The 16,221-nt window shown below is 66.8% G+C and carries 16 protein-coding genes and 1 pseudogene; 6 read left to right on the top strand and 11 right to left on the bottom strand.

From position 1 onward, the window contains the following. A partial coding sequence (locus ACH45E_RS41230; RefSeq protein ID WP_361454041.1) for a hypothetical protein occupies positions 1–192 on the bottom strand: 192 nt, incomplete at its 3' end. Between the two features lie 151 nt (positions 193–343). Between ACH45E_RS41230 and ACH45E_RS41225 the strand changes: the two genes are divergently transcribed. Beyond that, on the top strand, positions 344–1,042 hold the full coding sequence (locus ACH45E_RS41225) for a hypothetical protein (protein WP_361454044.1): 699 nt from the start codon (positions 344–346) through the stop codon (positions 1,040–1,042). A gap of 156 nt (positions 1,043–1,198) precedes the next feature. Here ACH45E_RS41225 and ACH45E_RS41220 read toward each other — a convergent pair whose 3' ends face one another. Further along, positions 1,199–2,275 carry a hypothetical protein gene (locus ACH45E_RS41220; RefSeq protein WP_361454047.1) on the bottom strand — a complete coding sequence of 359 codons (1,077 nt, stop codon included), beginning with the start codon at positions 2,273–2,275 and terminating at the stop codon, positions 1,199–1,201. Between the two features lie 668 nt (positions 2,276–2,943). On the opposite strand from ACH45E_RS41220, the gene ACH45E_RS41215 reads away from it, so the two are divergent. Further along, entirely contained in the window at positions 2,944–4,359 is a 1,416-nt protein-coding gene (locus ACH45E_RS41215) for a hypothetical protein (RefSeq protein WP_361454050.1), read from the top strand. A 421-nt stretch (positions 4,360–4,780) separates the two neighbouring features. On the opposite strand, the gene ACH45E_RS41210 is transcribed toward ACH45E_RS41215, so the two are convergent. Then, complete coding sequence (locus ACH45E_RS41210; protein ID WP_361454053.1) at positions 4,781–5,365, bottom strand: HD domain-containing protein; 585 nt, start codon at positions 5,363–5,365, stop codon at positions 4,781–4,783. Between the two features lie 13 nt (positions 5,366–5,378). Continuing rightward, positions 5,379–6,494 carry a helix-turn-helix transcriptional regulator gene (locus ACH45E_RS41205; RefSeq protein WP_361454056.1) on the bottom strand — a complete coding sequence of 372 codons (1,116 nt, stop codon included), beginning with the start codon at positions 6,492–6,494 and terminating at the stop codon, positions 5,379–5,381. 125 nt (positions 6,495–6,619) lie between these two features. Here ACH45E_RS41205 and ACH45E_RS41200 point away from each other — a divergent pair, with 125 nt between their 5' ends. Beyond that, a complete protein-coding gene (locus ACH45E_RS41200; RefSeq protein WP_361454059.1) occupies positions 6,620–7,258 on the top strand; it encodes a hypothetical protein in 639 nt (212 codons plus the stop codon). A gap of 365 nt (positions 7,259–7,623) precedes the next feature. Here the strand turns inward: ACH45E_RS41200 and ACH45E_RS41195 are convergent, their stop codons facing one another. The 3 genes and pseudogenes from ACH45E_RS41195 to ACH45E_RS41185 all read right to left on the bottom strand — a co-directional run bounded on the left by ACH45E_RS41195 (position 7,624) and on the right by ACH45E_RS41185 (position 8,996). Beyond that, positions 7,624–8,031: a hypothetical protein gene (locus ACH45E_RS41195; RefSeq protein WP_361454061.1), complete on the bottom strand. Its 408-nt coding sequence runs from the start codon at positions 8,029–8,031 to the stop codon at positions 7,624–7,626. Positions 8,032–8,053: 22 nt separating this feature from the next. Then, positions 8,054–8,182, bottom strand: a pseudogene (locus tag ACH45E_RS41190) (IS5/IS1182 family transposase); the annotation flags it as partial. A 52-nt stretch (positions 8,183–8,234) separates the two neighbouring features. Further along, a complete protein-coding gene (locus tag ACH45E_RS41185; protein WP_361454064.1) occupies positions 8,235–8,996 on the bottom strand; it encodes a phosphoglyceromutase in 762 nt (253 codons plus the stop codon). A 154-nt stretch (positions 8,997–9,150) separates the two neighbouring features. Between ACH45E_RS41185 and ACH45E_RS41180 the strand changes: the two genes are divergently transcribed. Continuing rightward, positions 9,151–10,404, top strand: coding sequence for an MFS transporter (locus ACH45E_RS41180; protein WP_361454066.1), 1,254 nt, complete (start codon positions 9,151–9,153; stop codon positions 10,402–10,404). Positions 10,405–10,435: 31 nt separating this feature from the next. On the opposite strand, the gene ACH45E_RS41175 is transcribed toward ACH45E_RS41180, so the two are convergent. Beyond that, positions 10,436–10,906, bottom strand: coding sequence for a DUF2000 domain-containing protein (locus ACH45E_RS41175; protein WP_361454069.1), 471 nt, complete (start codon positions 10,904–10,906; stop codon positions 10,436–10,438). A gap of 49 nt (positions 10,907–10,955) precedes the next feature. Here ACH45E_RS41175 and ACH45E_RS41170 point away from each other — a divergent pair, with 49 nt between their 5' ends. Continuing rightward, positions 10,956–11,753, top strand: a complete 798-nt coding sequence (locus ACH45E_RS41170) for an AraC family transcriptional regulator (RefSeq protein ID WP_361454072.1) — start codon at positions 10,956–10,958, stop codon at positions 11,751–11,753. Here ACH45E_RS41170 and ACH45E_RS41165 read toward each other — a convergent pair. Further along, positions 11,732–13,417 (bottom strand): glycosyl hydrolase family 28-related protein, encoded by a 1,686-nt coding sequence (locus ACH45E_RS41165; protein ID WP_361454075.1) that lies wholly within the window; start codon positions 13,415–13,417, stop codon positions 11,732–11,734. The genes ACH45E_RS41170 and ACH45E_RS41165 overlap by 22 nt on opposite strands. 252 nt (positions 13,418–13,669) lie before the next feature. Between ACH45E_RS41165 and ACH45E_RS41160 the strand changes: the two genes are divergently transcribed. Beyond that, entirely contained in the window at positions 13,670–14,182 is a 513-nt protein-coding gene (locus tag ACH45E_RS41160) for a hypothetical protein (protein WP_361454078.1), read from the top strand. Between the two features lie 18 nt (positions 14,183–14,200). On the opposite strand, the gene ACH45E_RS41155 is transcribed toward ACH45E_RS41160, so the two are convergent. Together ACH45E_RS41155 and mshA are read right to left on the bottom strand one after the other, a co-directional pair. Then, positions 14,201–14,710: a YbjN domain-containing protein gene (locus ACH45E_RS41155; RefSeq protein WP_361454081.1), complete on the bottom strand. Its 510-nt coding sequence runs from the start codon at positions 14,708–14,710 to the stop codon at positions 14,201–14,203. After that, positions 14,703–16,040 (bottom strand): D-inositol-3-phosphate glycosyltransferase, encoded by a 1,338-nt coding sequence (gene mshA / locus ACH45E_RS41150; RefSeq protein WP_361454084.1) that lies wholly within the window; start codon positions 16,038–16,040, stop codon positions 14,703–14,705. Before mshA ends, ACH45E_RS41155 begins: the two co-directional genes overlap by 8 nt. Positions 16,041–16,221: the final 181 nt, after the last annotated feature.

The raw sequence follows: 16,221 nt of genomic DNA, 5'->3' as shown, positions 1-16,221 counted from the left end.
GAACAGCTCCCACAACTCGTCTGGCACCAGCCGCTCAACAATCCCCACCACGGCCCACAGCATAACGACTCGGCCAAATGAGATGACCTCTAAGGAGAGACCTGCCAGCGCCGTCCGCGCACCGAGCAGCGCGTAGATGCACGCTTTCCAACTGTGGTGGTGGCTGCGGGCGTCTCGGGCGGAGCCGTTCACCTGCGCTCATGGGCGGCCGGTTGAGCTAGCAGCTACTGGCTCCGGTCTCGTTTGAACGTCCGCGAACGACGCTGAATGAGACGGACTGAGACGGAAGAGGGCTGAACCTCGCTCCTGACGCCGTGACTGTCCCGCGTGCCATCATCTGCACGTGCTCAAGATCCCCGGATATGAAGGCGGCCCGTTGGTCTGGGGCGACGCCTACTTGGACGACCCGTTGTTCTGGCCTGTGCACCTCGGGTCCTGTCTGCGCGGGGAGGACGCACAACGAGCCGCCTTCGGCGCCGACTGGGATGCGGCCATGGAGCTGTATCGCACACTGTCCGCCGAGCATGAGTGGCCGGTGTTCGGCGTGCCGCTGCGCTCCGGTCACACCATCTACATCGTCTACCGCAACTTCGTCGACGAATGGGGCGTGGACTACCTGATCCATCAGCCAGCTTGGTCTGAAGCGGAAACCCTCGCTGTGGTCGACGGTCACTTCATGGGACCCGGCATGGCCTGGCCGGAACTAATGTCCGCTGCTCGGCAGTCGGCAACAGAGGGCATTGGTGATGCTGACGCCCGTCTCTTGCTGCTCTTCCCCACACTCGGCGACGCGCTGCTTCCGGACGATGCAGCCGCGGCCCTCACCCCTACGCTCGCCGCTCTCACTCTGATCGAAGAGCCCGCCGAGGTGGCAAGGATGCTTCTTGAGAACCAGGGCCAATGGGTGCCCGCTCGGTGGAGGTTGGCAGACGGCGTCTGGATCAACGACGGTGGGCACTCCTACCGAAACCCCAACAACACCTTCGCTCTGCCCAAGGGGCGCCTTCTGGAGATCAGTAGCGCACTGCAGGGTGGGAGCTGAGTACCGCTTTAGGAGTTCGATCCGTCCGCCTTAGGGGTCGGCTGGTACGGCATCTGGCTTGTTGCCCTGGGTCGTCTGGATCCACTGGCGTCCGGTCTCGTTGATGTCAGCCGTTGATGTCAGTAGCGGCCCGACGGCTCAAGGACGACTACTCCGTTACACCACGCGGATCCGCAGGCCGGTTCCGTCCCTTCCGACCGAGACGGCTTGGTGGGGTCCGCTTGCAGCCGCTCCTGTGGCAACAGTCGCCCATGCATCGCGAAGCCGGTGAGCCCTTCGCAGGTAGGCACTCATTCTTCCCTCACGAAGATTTTCGTACATCCCCCTTTCAACCCCTCTGAAAATCTCAAGCGAGGATCCATTGGGGAGTGGCATGGAATATTTGAGGCCGACGAACGGGTGTGAATCGATACTAAATTCGGAGCTTACAGTGAAACTCTGCCAGTCCGGGGTCGGGCCATCTAAGGGCAAGTGCTGGTAATCTTCGGCTCGCGGGGAGGTGAATTGCGATGCAGAAGTGTTGTCACCCGCGAACCGCAGAACAGAGTGAGCCGCACTTCTTGCTAGGATTCGGAATAGCCACTCTTTCCCACTCTCAGGCACCTGGAAAATGGTGGGAAGTTCCTCCAGGCTTGCTTCGTACTCGGTGTGCGCCGTAGCTAATTCGGCATCGCTAGGCTCGAATTGGCCAACTCCGAAGAGTTCTCGCTGTCGTGCGTGGAACTGTTCGAAGGTGGGCTTTCCTGACGTCCACTGCTGAGGGCCGGGGTCCTCGGACAGCAACGAATCGAGTTCTTCAGGTTCTCCCTCCCATAGGTCGTCATTTCCAGGCGGGTCGAGTACGTCAATGGAGACGCCTGATGTGGAGAGGCGAGATGCTACTATTAGGCTCGGCAGGGTTCGAGCCCCTACCTCAATGGAACCTACTTGAAGAGAAGCTGTGGCCAATTGCTTCCTAGAATGGTAGGAATTACCGTGTGTGCCTTTGCACTCCAAGACGTACACCTTACACCCGGAATTTCCACCTCCAGCGCGACGGCCGACTAGGAAATAATCTGGGCGCATTGTTGCTTTGTTTTTCTGCCTGACTAGCCCTACTCCTTCAATAAAGCCAGCCGCGAGGGCGACGTCCACGTCAACGCCCGAAAATAGCCATCCGGGGTGTTTCCGCTCAAGGATTCTTTTCGCTACCACAAGAGCCAAGCCAACCCCAAGTTGTTCCGACTGTGCCACCTTGTGATGGTGCACTATGTCGGAGCCTGCCTGGGTTAGAGCCAAGACCTGCTTTTGATTGCTCGCAAGAGTGGCGCAGTAGCGTACATGTGCCCAGTGACGCGCTATGTCGGCGAAAGGTGAAGCGGTAATGAATGTAGTGGCTAGCCCTAATTCGCGCAGCACTTCCGCCGGACTTGATTCGATCCCGATAAATAAGTTGGACGGGATTGCGTACACTGGCTTCCGATAGAGGCTAGAAGCACCGCGCTTTGGACCGACACGCTCTCGGGCTTCTTTTTCTACCTGTTCTGCTAACTCCGGTGTGGAGCTCACAATGAGCTTGGAAGGCGTTCCCAGCTCGCGCACTAAGGCGCTGAAGTCAAGATGCACGCTTCCCCCCCTGGCGCGTAGCACTCCTTGGCAGATCGACGGTAGATGCACCGGCAGGCCGGCACAAGACCACCTGCCTCGATGCAAGCATGGTGTGCGCTGGAGCCGGGGGCCGTTTTGATGGGTCGTCCGCTTCCAGTGGGCCTCGGTGCGCTGTGATACGCCCGGGCCACGGAGGTGAACGATCTCGTGTCTGCTGTCAGTCACTTGACGAGGCGTTCACTGAGGTTCCCTGTTGCTGTGAGGCACATCCGTGAACAGCTGACTCGCAGCCCGGCATCCCTCACAATGGGTTCATGGACGTCAACGATCTGCGACTCCCGGACCGATTTGAGCGACTTCGCGACCTTGGTGATGAAACGCTCACCTCGATCATCGTCCCGGTCGAACCGATGCTCGAGGAGCTGGACGAGCGCTTCATGGACATGCGTGCTGCCGATCGGGGGTCGCTCATGATCCTCCGAGGCACGTCTGGGGCAGGGAAGTCCACCTTCCTCGACACCGTCGGCTTCTTTCGTCAGCGTGTCTCAACTCGCCGAATTGCTCGGGATGCAGACGTCGCCCAGGCTCTCCGTGAATCTGTAAGTACAGATAATACCGTTATCGTGCTTGAGGGTCGTGAGGCCCTAGGGGATGTCTCCGGGGCTGAGATTGAGTCCGCCATGCATGAGATCAATCAATTCATTCGGTCCGAGGCGGGAAAGCGTTCCCTTGTTGTCTGGCCGACTAACCGCGATGATCTCACAGAGTTGCTAGTCGGCATTGGGGAGAGCCTGGGGCGAGAGGCTCTTTTCGGTGTCTCGAGCCCCGTTACTTCTTTTAGTGGGCCGTCTAAAACAGAGTTTGCAAGAATTGCTCAGCAGACCGTTTCTGTTCTGAATGAGGGTGCGTCGCTCGATGCTTTGGGCATTTCTGCAGACTTGGCTAACAAGCTTGCGGAGCAGTCCGATACCATCGGTAGCTATCTCGCCAGGATTCGAATGGCTGCGGTACGTGCTGGTGCTCGGGTCGAGAAGCTTCTTACAAAGGAGCGTTATCGAATGTGGACTCTTACTGTATCTGGGAATGACGTGGAGGGCGACGTTGCGGCGCTGACTCGAGGAGGATTCTCCGCCGCTGACGTTGATCGGCTTTTGAGTTCCACTGGCGCTAATGTCGTTAGCGATCTCAAGAAGCATCCAGAGCAGACGGGTATTCTCGGCACTGTACTTGATGCGCGCATCGTAAATATGGATATGGTCTGCATGCTCGCTGTGACCAGGACATACGGCAGCCCTGAGCTGCACAAAGTCATGCAGTCTAAAGACATGATCACGGCGCGAGATGGTAGCGCCGCACGTAGGCTCCTTGAGAGCGATCTGGGCATCTTGCTGCAAGACAATCCCTTGGGGACGCGAAAGCGTGGCCCTAAGCCGGGTTCTAATACTAAGGACGCATTCGCGAAGCTTGTGGAGATTTCCAGGACTAATGATGGGCTACTGAACGACGCGCTAGGGCGGGGTTTGCTTGAAACGGGGCTCATCGACAGCTACGAAACTGAGAGGAATCTTGGAACAGACCTCGTTTTCAACAGTGACATCTACTGCATCAAAAACGGAGCGCCGATTCGCCTGGAGTTGATGTGGCGAGCGAAGACGGGCCGAGCGACCATCGCGAACTACGTACTGGGAAAGATCAACAACTACGGGAAGGCGATCGGAGTTATCCAGTAGTAGCGGCTCCGAGTGAGGTCGGCGGAGCGGCTTTGGGGTGGCGCTGCTTTGGCGCGAGTGATCATGGCCCCGTAAGCTTGCGGCGCGTCGGGCAGTCTGTGGACCTGCCCGGTAAAGCACGACGTTGGGGCCATGATCTTCGAGGCTCGCGCCAAAGTGGCTCCGTAAAGCCGCGGAGCAGACCGCCCCAGCCACAACGCACCCCTTCTCTGGCGTCAGGCGACTGATTGCCGTGAGCGCGGCACGGGCGCCGGCCGGGCTGGAGCGGGGCGGAGACAGGAGCGCTGGCCCGGCCGGGGGCCGGGCCGCGCGCGGGGAGCGGAGCGAGCCGCCTTGAACCCAGTAGAGAAAGTTGTAACTCAGTCGGTCGGGTGGGGCTGTGTCTTGTCTCGGTAGATGCTTGACGTTGTGGTTTCTGGGCCTAGCTGGGCTTCTCGCCCAGGGCGGTGCGTAGCCAGTTCAGGGAGCCGGTCTGCAGGACTGTGTCGGCGAGGGCTTGGCCGGTCTTGGTGGCGATTCGGGCGCGGCTGTTGTCGATCCATCGTTGGGCGTTCTCATGGCCCTGGGTCTTGTACTCGATGCCTTGGATCATGCATTCCAGCTTGTCGGCGTCTCGGGCGCAGATGGCTTCTGGGGTCTCTTTTGCTTCGTACTCGGCCACCAGGTCCCGTACGGCCTGTGCGAGGTGCTCGGGGAAGTTCGCGGTCTGGTCGGCTGTGATGTCGCGGGGGTCGGGCTCGCCGGTGACGTACTTCTTGCCGAGGTGGTTGACGTCGCCAGTGCGGGTCTCCTGTGAGTCGTGCCAGACCGCGAGGTAGGCGGCCTGGGCCGGGTCGGCGCCTTCGAGTTTTGCGATGATCGAGGCGATGAGCGCGGTGCGCCAGGAGTGTTCCGCAACGGTCTCGGGGGTGCGTACGCCTGCCATCCACCATCCGGTGCGTGCGGTGTGCTTCAGCGTGCCCGCCTCGTACAGGAAGTTCGCTACCGGGGTCAGGTCGTCGGACACCGTCGGGCTCCTCTCACGCCTCGGCGAGGCGGATCGCGTACCGGATGCTCTCCAGTTCCCGCCGCCCGCGCGACGAGACTTCACCGCTATCCAACATGATCGGAATCCGCTCGCGCAGGGCATGTGAGGCCGCGCTGGATCGCAGCAGGTTGGGGCGTACCTGGAGCAGCGACCACACGCTGTGGATGTTGAGATCTACATAGCCGTGTTGGGGTGCGAGCCCGTCGACAAGGTGAGTGAGGAGTTTGTCGCCTGGCCATGGCCCGAGGGAGTCGTCGGCGATGAAGTCGTCCGTGAGTTGGGGGACGGGCGTCTCGCCGATCCAGTAGGCCCAGTACGCAAGGTTGGCGGCCTCGCCGGCATCGTGGTCCAGGAGCTTGGACTCGATGAAGTAGGCCATGCGGTCCCGGTCTCCCTGTCGGGCGGCGACGGCGGCCACGGAGCGGCTGTTGAGCCAGCCGGTAAGCCAGTCGTCCGGCCGTTCGGTGCGCTGCTGGTGTGCCAGCCAGTCCGCTGTATCGGCTTGGTGGTCGTAGCCGGAGAGGTAGAGGGCCTGGCGGTGCAGGAGGAACTGCCCCCGGCCTCGCGCCTGCTCGGCGGTACGGCGCATCTGCCCGAAGAATGATCGCCGTTCGGTGGCGGAAAGTTCGGGCCCGGCGGGGGAGGGACCACGACGTGGACGAGGCGGTGCCGGTAGGCGGCGGACCGGCCGAGGCGGGACGCCGTTGAGTGGCCATGTCAGGAGTTCTGCGAGCTCTCGCTGCATCACCATGGTGCCGAGCGGGCTGCCCTCGAGTGCTGTCTCCTCGTCTAGGGCATTCGCCAGCAGGATGTCTGCCTCCAATGCCCGTTGTAGCACTTGGAGAAGGGTGGGTGTGGTGCCGATCTGCATCAGGCGGTGCCGTTGCGCGAGCATCTGTCCGACGGGAACCGCTGTGAGCGGACGCCGTCCGGACTCCCACCCTGCGATCGTGTCCGACGACACCCGGAGCCGCTCGGCGAGGGTTTCCTGTGTGTGCCCCAACTGTTCTCGGATGACCCGGAAGACGTAGCCCGAGACGATCCCGCCCCGAGGCCTCGAAGGCCATCCCTGACTACCGGTCAGGGATGGTCCTGGAATTGACGGCATGCAACCCCACTCCCCGTGCAGTACGCGGCGACTTACCCGTACTGACAGTCACTTCAGCCGGTGATCGCCACTGCCTAACGTCTTCGTAGTCGCCTGGATACAGAGCGTATAGGGAAGGTGTGGTAGTGGACGCCGAGATTCCAACGAGTGCCCGCGCGGACAACGGATCACCGTTCAGGGCCAGCGTGCTGCGTCCTGGGGACGGAGGGCCGGAGGAACTCGTCCACCCCCGGGCCGGCCATCGTCTGGCCGTCGAGAGCTGGCTGTTGTCGACTCTCCCGGAGGGTTCCCGGGGCCGAGCCATCGAGGAGTGGGATCGATACAAGCTCGCTGTGCTGCCCTTGGGGACGCTGTTCTCAGCCGTACGGCTTCCCGGGCCGCTCGTGCTCGCCGTGTCCGGCGAAAAGACGGTCTCGGGAGAGGTCGATCAGTTCCTCAGCGAGGCCCTCCGCGGTGGCCCCGTCATCTGCGACCCGCACGGATACCGCTACTACGCGCTCGTGCCGGCCAGCATGCCCCGAACGTGGCATCAGGCAGCTGAGGAGTGGAGGGCGCGGGGAGTCGAATGCCTAGGCCGCTGCGTGTACCTCGGTGTGCCGAGACTGGACGTCGAGGAGCCTGACGCAGCGGCGGCCTCATATTGGTCGGTTCCCTTGGCCTCGCCGGCCACGCTGTGTGCCCCGCTCACCGTTGCGCGCCTGATCGCAGCCGGATGGCACGAGCTGAACAAGGCAGACGCCGCTGACGCGGAGGACGGCCTTTGACCGCCACCGTGACGCAGTCGCACCAGGCTTTCAGCGCCCTCGCCGAACACTGCACGCGATGCCCGAACTGCCGCCCCGACCCTGACCGCCCCCAGGGCGATCGCCCCGACTGCCCGGAGGCCTGGCAGCTGTACTTCGCTTGGCGGAGGTGTGGATCGGGGCAGGCCGCCGCGCCCGTTCTTGAGGAGGGGCAGAGCGATGCCGACACGGCCACCGACCAGGAGCCTTGCCGCACGCGGGCGCGAGGCTGAGCAGTCCGCCGACCGTGCTATGAGCAGGCGCTCGACCGCACACCAGCGATGTCAGATGTAGATGTCAGAGGGCCCTGGCAGGATTCGCATCTGCGACACCCGCTTTAGAGGATCTCAATTGGTGAGGTGTCGTCGGATGAACGGTGCCGATCCGAGGACGAGTACGGCGAAGGCGATCAGCCGTTGCAGGCCGGGCTCGGCAGCGAGGGTGCTGTGCTGGATGCCGTAGGTCGCGTACGAGTTGACAGCAAGGTCGGTCATGACGATGACGCAGGCCAGGTCGACTCCCCACCGCTTTCCGCCGATCAGGAGGATCGCGGCGAGCGGGTCGAGGGCGGCGAGCGAAGACCAGTAAAAGTTGACCCAGTTCGGCGCCCAGTCATAGGGGTGCAGGCCATGTCGGAGGAGGTCCGTAATGTGCGTGACGGCTCCGACGAGGAGCAGGCCAGCCACGATGCCGCAGGTCACTATCGCGGCCCAGAGCGGGGCACGGCGCATCCATCCGATCACGCCCAGGATCATCCCAGCCTCCGAGGAGGCCATGTCAGGTCTTGAGCCTGCGGTAGCAGATCAAAGTGGCGGCGATCCCCGCGAAGGCGAGGAAGTGCTCGGCTTTGCGCTCGTAGCGGCGATGCAGTCAGCGGCATCCGGACAACCACGCCATCGTGCGTTCCGAGCCCCCTACCAGCAGGGAACCCGCAGGCAGGGGGCTTGATCAGGCAGGGTTACTTCTTCTTGCCCTGGTTCTTGACCGCCTCGATGGCTGCCGCGGCGGCCTCCGGGTCGAGGTAGCGGCCGCCGGGGGTGACGGGGCGGAAGTCGGCGTCCAGTTCGTAGGAGAGGGGGATGCCGGTGGGGATGTTCAGGCCCGCGATGTCGGCGTCGGAGATGCCGTCGAGGTGCTTGACCAGGGCGCGGAGGCTGTTGCCGTGGGCGGCGACCAGGACCGTGCGGCCGGCCAGGAGGTCGGGGACGATGCCGTCGTACCAGTAGGGGAGCATGCGGATGACGACGTCCTTGAGGCACTCCGTGCGGGGGCGGAGCTCCGGCGGGATCGTCGCGTAGCGCGCGTCGTCCGACTGGGAGAACTCCGTGCCGTCCTCGAGCGGCGGCGGCGGGGTGTCGTAGGAGCGGCGCCAGAGCATGAACTGCTCCTCGCCGAACTCGGCCAGCGTCTGGGCCTTGTCCTTGCCCTGGAGGGCGCCGTAGTGGCGCTCGTTCAGGCGCCAGGAGCGGTGGACGGGGATCCAGTGGCGGTCGGCGGACTCGAGGGCCAGCTGCGCGGTGCGGATCGCGCGCTTCTGGAGGGACGTGTGGACCACGTCGGGGAGAAGGTCGGCGTCCTTCAGGAGCTCGCCACCGCGGACTGCCTCCTTCTCGCCCTTCTCGTTGAGGTTCACGTCCACCCAGCCGGTGAACAGGTTCTTCGCGTTCCACTCGCTCTCGCCGTGGCGGAGGAGGATCAGCTTGTACGGTGCGTCGGCCATGCCCCAGAGCGTAATCCACGCATTCGGACCCACGCTCGAGTCGCCCGGAGGGTGGACGGCCCGCGGGATCCGTTAATTGGGTGGATCTTCCTTCCGTGCTTCACGTAAGTTGTGCTCGCCGCATGAGCCACTTACATCCGGGGGAGCCGAGCCCATGACCGTCGCCAGTCTCAGACGCGCCGCCCGCGAGAGCGTCTCCGGCCTCCCCCGCGAGTTCTGGTGGCTGTGGACCAGCACCCTGGTCAACCGGCTCGGGGCGTTCGTGGCGACGTTCATGGCGTTGTACCTGACCATCGACCGGGGGTACTCGGCGTCGTACGCCGGACTGGTCGCCTCCCTGCACGGGCTCGGCGGTGTGGTCTCCTCGATCGGGGCGGGGGTGATGGCGGACCGGTTCGGGCGGCGGCCGACGATGCTCGTCGCCCAGGTGTCCACGGCCGGGTCCGTGGCGCTGCTGGGGTTCGTGAGCGGTCCCGTCGCCATCGCCGCCGTCGCCTTCCTGGTCGGCATGGCATCGAACGCGTCGCGGCCCGCCGTGCAGGCGATGATGGCGGACATCGTCCGGCCGGAGGACCGCGTACGGGCCTTCTCGCTCAACTACTGGGCGCTCAACCTCGGCTTCGCCGTCTCCTCCATGGCCGCCGGCTTCGTCGCCGAGGTCAGCTACCGGGCGGGCTTCCTCATCGAGGCGGGGATGACCCTGGCGTGCGCGGTCGTCGTCTTCGCCCGGCTGCCCGAGTCGCGGCCCGCGCCCACCTCCAAGGAGGGCAAGGACGACGTCGGTCTCGGGACCGTGCTGCGCGACGGGCGGTACATGGCGGTCGTCGGGTTGTCCTTCCTCGTCGCGCTGGTCTTCCAGCAGGGTTCGGTCGGCCTGCCGGTGGCGATGGGCTCGGCCGGGTTCTCGCCCGCGGACTACGGCATGGCGATCGCCGTCAACGGCGTGCTGATCGTGGCGCTCCAGATCCCCGTCACGCGGTTCATCGAGCACCGGGACCCGCGCAGGCTCCTCGTCCTGTCCTCCCTCCTCGCCGGGTACGGCTTCGGGCTCACCGCCTTCGCCGGGTCGGTCGGCGTCTTCGCCCTCACGGTCTGCGTCTGGACGCTCGCCGAGATCGTCAACGCCCCGGTGCAGACCGGGCTCGTCGTGCGTCTGTCGCCCGTGCACGGGCGTGGCCGCTATCAGGGCATGTACACGCTGTCCTGGTCGGTCGCCGCGCTGGTCGCGCCGCTGATGTCCGGCACCGTCATCGATCATCTCGGGGCCGTGTGGCTGTGGGGGATGTGCGCGGTCGTCGGTACGTTCGCGGCGCTGGGGTACGGGCTGCTCATGCGGCGGCTGCCGGAGGAGCGGCGGCCCGCGGCCCAGGTCCCGGCGGACACCGGGCGCGAGGTCTCCGCCGCCTGACGGCACCCGGCCTCAGGCGTCCTCCCGCGCCTCATGGGTGCAGCCGCGCCCCCTTCACCACCTTGTCCACCGCGTTCCTCGGCCCGTACACGGCCAGCCCCACCAGGTCCAGATCGCCCGTGCCCACGGCCCGTACCGCCGCCCGGTTGTCGCGGTCGTGGCCCGTGGCGAAGAGGTCCGAGGTGAACACGGCTCGCGGCAGGGCGCGGGACAGCGCCCGGGTGTGCGCCGCCGTCAGCGTCTCCTTCGTGGCCTCGAAGACCAGCACCGGCTGGCGGAACATCGGCAGGTACGGCACCCCGTCGGCGTCCTCGTACGGCTCCCCGATCACCTCGGGGACCGTCGTACCGAGGCCGCTGACCAGGAAGGAGGTGACGTTGAGGCGCTGCCAGGTTTCCAGGTCCTCGCGCAGCAGTACGGCGATCCTGGTGTCGAAGCGGACGGGGTCGGTGGTGGTCGGTTCGGTGGTGATGGGTTCGGTGCTCTTGGGTTCCGTGCTCATGCAATGAGACTGCCGACCGGCGTACGGCTGCGTCTTGTACGTTCTTTGCATGGCCGCCCGGCAGGAAGTCAGCGCGTGGCGTCCCCGCGTCCCGGGCGTCACCGAGGTCTTCCACGCCCGCTTCACCGAGTACGCCTACCCGATGCACGTCCACGACGCCTGGACGTTGCTGATCGTGGACGACGGGGCCGTGCGGTACGACCTGGAGCGGCACGAGCACGGCACTCCGCACGACACGGTCACCCTGCTGCCGCCGCACGTGCCGCACAACGGGTCCCCGGCCACTCCGGGCGGTTTCCGCAAGCGGGTGGTGTACCTGGACAGCAGCCGGCTGGGCGAGGAGCTGATCGGGGCGGCCGTGGACGGGCCCGATCTCAGGGATCCGGTGCTGCGGCTGCGCGTCGGGCAGTTGCACTCCGCGCTCGTCCGGCCCGGCGACGAGCTGGAGGCGGAGAGCCGGCTGACGCTCGTCGGGGAGCGGCTGTACGACCATCTGCGGCGCGGGGGCGAGGTGCCGCGGGCCCTGCGGGATCCGGGACTCGCCCGTGAGCTGCGGGAGTTGCTAGACGCCCGGGTGGTCGAGGGGGTGTCGCTGGAGGAGGCTGCGGGGGTGCTGCACGCCCATCCCGCGCATCTGGTCCGGGCGTTCAGCGGGGCGTACGGCATCGCGCCGCACCAGTACCTGATGTCCCGCCGGGTCGAGCGGTCCCGCCGGCTGCTGCTGGACGGGCTGCCGCCGGGCGAGGTGGCAGCGGTGGCCGGGTTCTACGACCAGGCGCATCTCACCCGGCACTTCAGGAAGCTGGTGGGCGTGACGCCGGGACGCTACCGGCACAGGTCGCGCTGAGCCTCGTACAGATTGCGCGGGCGGACCGTGTCCGTCGTGGGATACAGCTCCAGGCGGGAGTGCAGGTCACCGGTGAAGTCGGGCACGTCGATCTGGTCGAACTCGGTGCACTGGTCGACGCCGACGGTGGCGCTGTAGGGGGCCAGGCCGTCGATCTTGATCAGGCCGGCGCGGTGGTTGGTGTCCCTGATGTTCCAGTGGGTGAAGCGGGCGCCGAACAGCGGCCCGGCGTTGGCGTCGCCGCCGTGGCGGCCGTTGTTGTCGACGGTGATGTCGGTGCGTACGTTGGCGAAGGGCAGGCCGCGGTGGCTGTCGAAGGTGCCCATCCGCATGTCGCCGCGCGACCAGACGTTGTACGAGGACAGGCCCTCCACGTTGATGCCGTGCAGCTGGGTGTCCGCGGGCGCGGGGACCGTGCGCTCCTCGATCGTGAAGTCCTCGATGAGGTTGTCGTGCGAGCCCTCGCGGCAGAAGTAGGGGTGGTGTTCGCCCCGGCCGCCGACCCGGGTGCGGCGCAGGGTGCAGGAGGAGGCGGCGACCAGGCCGAAGCCGTTGTCGACGTTGCGGACGGTGACGTCGTCCGCCCAGCAGTCGTACGCGCACTGCATGACGACACCGTTGTAGCCCTTGTCGAGGAGGTGTGTGGACTGCGGGGTCTCCGTCACCTCCAGGGTGAGGCCCTCGACGCCCGCGCCCGTCAACTCCCGGACGTGCGTGGTGAACTGCGGGTTCCACTCGGGCCGCAGATCCAGCGGGAGCGGGCGTTCCAGGGTGACCCGGCGGCCGCGGACGTGGGCGATGCGGACGGGCCATTCGTAGGGGACGTAGGAGAGCAGTTTCGTCTTGTCGCCCCAGTAGTACGCGGCCGGGCCGGGGCCGCCGCCCGACATGTGCTGGAGCAGGGTGTGGGCGGTGTCGTCGGCGACGCGGAGCAGGACCAGTTGGCCGGGGCGCAGCCGTGCGGGGTCGGCGACCGTGACGGTCCAGTCGCCCTGCCGGGCGGGTTCGGCGGGCGTGAGGGTCGCCCACTCGTCCCGTTTGTTGCCGGTCCAGCCCTCGAAGGGCCATGCCTGTGCCTTGATGGCGGCGACCAGGGAGTCCCAGCGTGCCGTGGGGGCGAGCCAGATGAGGCCGCCCGCCCATGACCAGGCGGACTTGGTGCCTCCGTAACGGGAGCCGTAGACGCCGATCAGTTCGGTGAGGCTCTTGGTGGCGTACAGCGTGGTGCGGGAGCTGCCGGCGCCGCGCAGGACGACGTCGTCGTGGCCGATGTGGATCAGGCCGTCGATGCGGAAGGTGCCGGGCGGGATGGTGACCGTGCCACCGCCGGCCCGTCCGGCGGCGGCGATGGCACGGTTGATCGCGGGGGCGCAGTCGGTGGTGCCGTCCGGTACGGCGCCGAAGGCGGTGACGTCGGCGACGACTCGGTGGCGGGGGAAGCGGGTGGCGCCGCGTCGGCAGCCGGCCCGGCCGACGTACGGGATCTGCGGGTGGGTGTAGGGGGTGCGGGTGAACTCCCGCCAGAGAGTGGGGACTTCTCCGGTCGCCGCGGTCGCCGTCGCAGCTGTCGCCGTCGCGGCAGCCGCCGTGCCGGTCGTGACGGTGAGGGCCACGGCGGTGGCGCCGGCGAGGAGTGTTCGTCTGCTGACGTGCCTGTGGTTCATGTCCAGCCACCCTTTACATTCATGGATATGAACGATGTTCAGGATTGCGTCGGCAGTGAGCATGCCATTGCACCCTCGCGCATGGGAAGAGGTCTCACTGGGATCGGCCGGCCGCGGCTTTTGTTCATCTATCTGAACGGCCGTTTCAGAAAGCAGCGGAAGTCCTCCGTCCGGTGATCACCGCGGGCTAGCGTCTCCGCCATGGATGACACACAGAAAGCTCAGGAACCCCAGACTCCTCGCGATCCATCCATGAAGACCCGCTCGCTGCCGGTCCGACGTCTCGCGACCGCCGTCGCAGGCGCCGCGGCCCTGGTCGCCCTCAGCGTCGGCGTGGCCCTGGCGGCGACCTCGGACGACGCCCCCGGCCCCCGGCAGGCCGTCACGAACACCGTCCCGCCGGACTCGGACTCCGTCGGCACGTCCAACGGCACGTCCAACGGCACGTCCGACGGCGGTACCGACGACGGCAGTTCCGACGGCAGTACGGACGGCGGAGACACCGTGGGCGGCACCGGCGGCACCGGCGGCGCCGATCCGAGCCCGACATCCACCTCTCCCGACGACCCCGCCCCGAGCCCCTCCGAAGACCCGGGCGGGACCACTCCCCCGAGCGACCTGGACAAGCTGAACCAACGCATCACGGAACTCGACAAGAAGGTCGACCAGTTGCCGACCAAGAAAGAACTGGCCGACGCGCTGCGGGCGTTCGCCGACGAACTCGACAAGAGCGGCGGCACACAGCCCGAGCCGGACCCCTCCTAGCGACCCGCCGGGCCGGGGTCAGTCGGCCGAGCGCCGCGTCAGGTGCGCGAACGCGTCGAGGTTTCGCGTCGACTCGCCCCGGGACACCCGCCACGCGTACTCCTTGCGGATCGCGGAGGCGAAGCCGAGTTCGAGGAGGGTGTTGAAGCTGCCGTCGGCGGCCTCGAGGACCTGGCCGAGCAGCCGGTCGATCTCGTCGGCGGTGACGGTGACGAGGGGGAGGCGGGCGGTGACGTAGATGTCGCCGAGCCGGTCGACGGCGTAACTCACGCCGAACAGCTTGAGGTTGCGCTCCAGCAGCCAGCGGTGGACGGCGGCCTCGTTCTCGTCGGGGTGGCGGATGACGAAGGCGTTCAGGGAGAGGGAGTGGCGGCCGACGAGGAGGGAGACGGTCGTCGACAGCTTGCGGGTGCCGGGTAGCTTCACGACGTAGTTGCCGGGCTCGGGGCTCTCCCAGTCCAGCTCGGCGTCCCTGAGGACGTCCTCGATGACCTGCGCCGCCCGCTTCTGTTCCGCGACCTCACCCATGGTGGGAGCGTACGCGACGGCGGTGCGACTGGGTCGCGGCCGTGTACGCGTCGGCGGTGGCGGCGGCCGAGGCGTCCCAGCCGAAACATCGCGCGTGCCGGGCTGCGGCCGACCCCATACGGGCCGCGAGTTCCGGGTCGTCGGCGAAACGCCCGAGCACGCGCGCGTAGTCGGCCGGTTTGTGGCCCTGTACGAGGAATCCGGTCTCCCCGTCCCGTACGGCCACCGGAAGACCGCCCACCGCAGCGGCCAGCACCGGCGTGCCGGTTGCCTGCGCCTCGATGGCGACCAGGCCGAAGGACTCGCTGTAGGACGGCATGACCAGCACGGAGGCGGCCCGGAACCAGTCGGCGAGCTGCTCCTGGCCGACGGGCGGGCGGAACCGTACGACATCGGCGACGCCGAGCCGCGCGGCGAGCTTCTGGAGGCCCTCGGGCTTGGCGAGGCCGCTGCCGCTGGGGCCGCCGACTATGGGCACGACGAGCCGGGAGCGCAGCTCGGGGCGCTCGTCGAGGAGGGCGGCGACGGCCCGCAGGAGGACGTCGGGGGCCTTGAGGGGCTGTATGCGGCCCGCGAAGACGGGGATCACGGCGTCCTGCGGGAGACCCAGGCGGGCGCGGGCGGCGGCCCGGCCGTCGGCGGGGCGGAAGCGGTCGAGGTTCACGCCGGGGTGCACGACGGCGACGTTGGCGGGGTCGGCCGCGTAGTGCCGGACGAGTTCGCCGGCCTCCTCGGCCGTGTTGGCGATCAGCCGGTCGGCGGCGGCCACGATCTGGGTCTCGCCGATGACCCGGGCGGCCGGTTCGGGGGTGTCGCCGTCGGCCAGGCTGGCGTTCTTGACCTTGGCCATGGTGTGCATGGCGTGCACCAGGGGGACGCCCCAGCGCTGGGCGGCGAGCCAGCCGACGTGGCCGGAGAGCCAGTAGTGGGAGTGCACGAGGTCGTAGTGACCGGGGCGGTGGCCGGCCCAGGCCTGCATCACGCCGTGGGTGAAGGCGCACAGCTGGGCGGGGAGTTCCTCCTTGGCGAGGCCCTCGTAGGGACCGGCGTCGACGTGCCGGACGAGGACGCCCGGGGCCAGCTCGACGCTGGGCGGGAGGCCGCCGGCGGTCGCCCGGGTGAAGATCTCGACCTCGATGTTGATCGCGGCGAGGCGCTGGGCCAGCTCCACTATGTAGACGTTCATGCCGCCGGCGTCGCCGGTGCCGGGCTGGTGGAGCGGTGAGGTGTGCACGGAGAGCATGGCGACGCGGCGGGGCCTGCGGTGCAGCCTGAGCCGCGAGGGGGCCGCCGGAGAGCGACGCCCGAGCCTGCTGACGTACTGGCTCACGTGGCGTTCCTCCTTGCTGCGGGCATGCCGGTCGGAGGACCGACCTCGCCCTCCGAAGAGGTGCAACAGCCGAGGGGTGCCCGCCCATTTCCCGATCAAGCGTCTTTACTCAATCATGACCGTCCGTCGCTCAACCGTTCGAGTGTCGGCTGCGTGACGACCGGCGCCCGCAGGGACTGCT

It is taken from the genome of Streptomyces sp. NPDC020299, assembly GCF_044387825.1.
Classification (GTDB): Bacteria; Actinomycetota; Actinomycetes; order Streptomycetales; family Streptomycetaceae; genus Streptomyces.
Note: the sequence above shows the minus strand (reverse complement) of the source record. Positions and strands in the feature narration are given on the sequence as shown.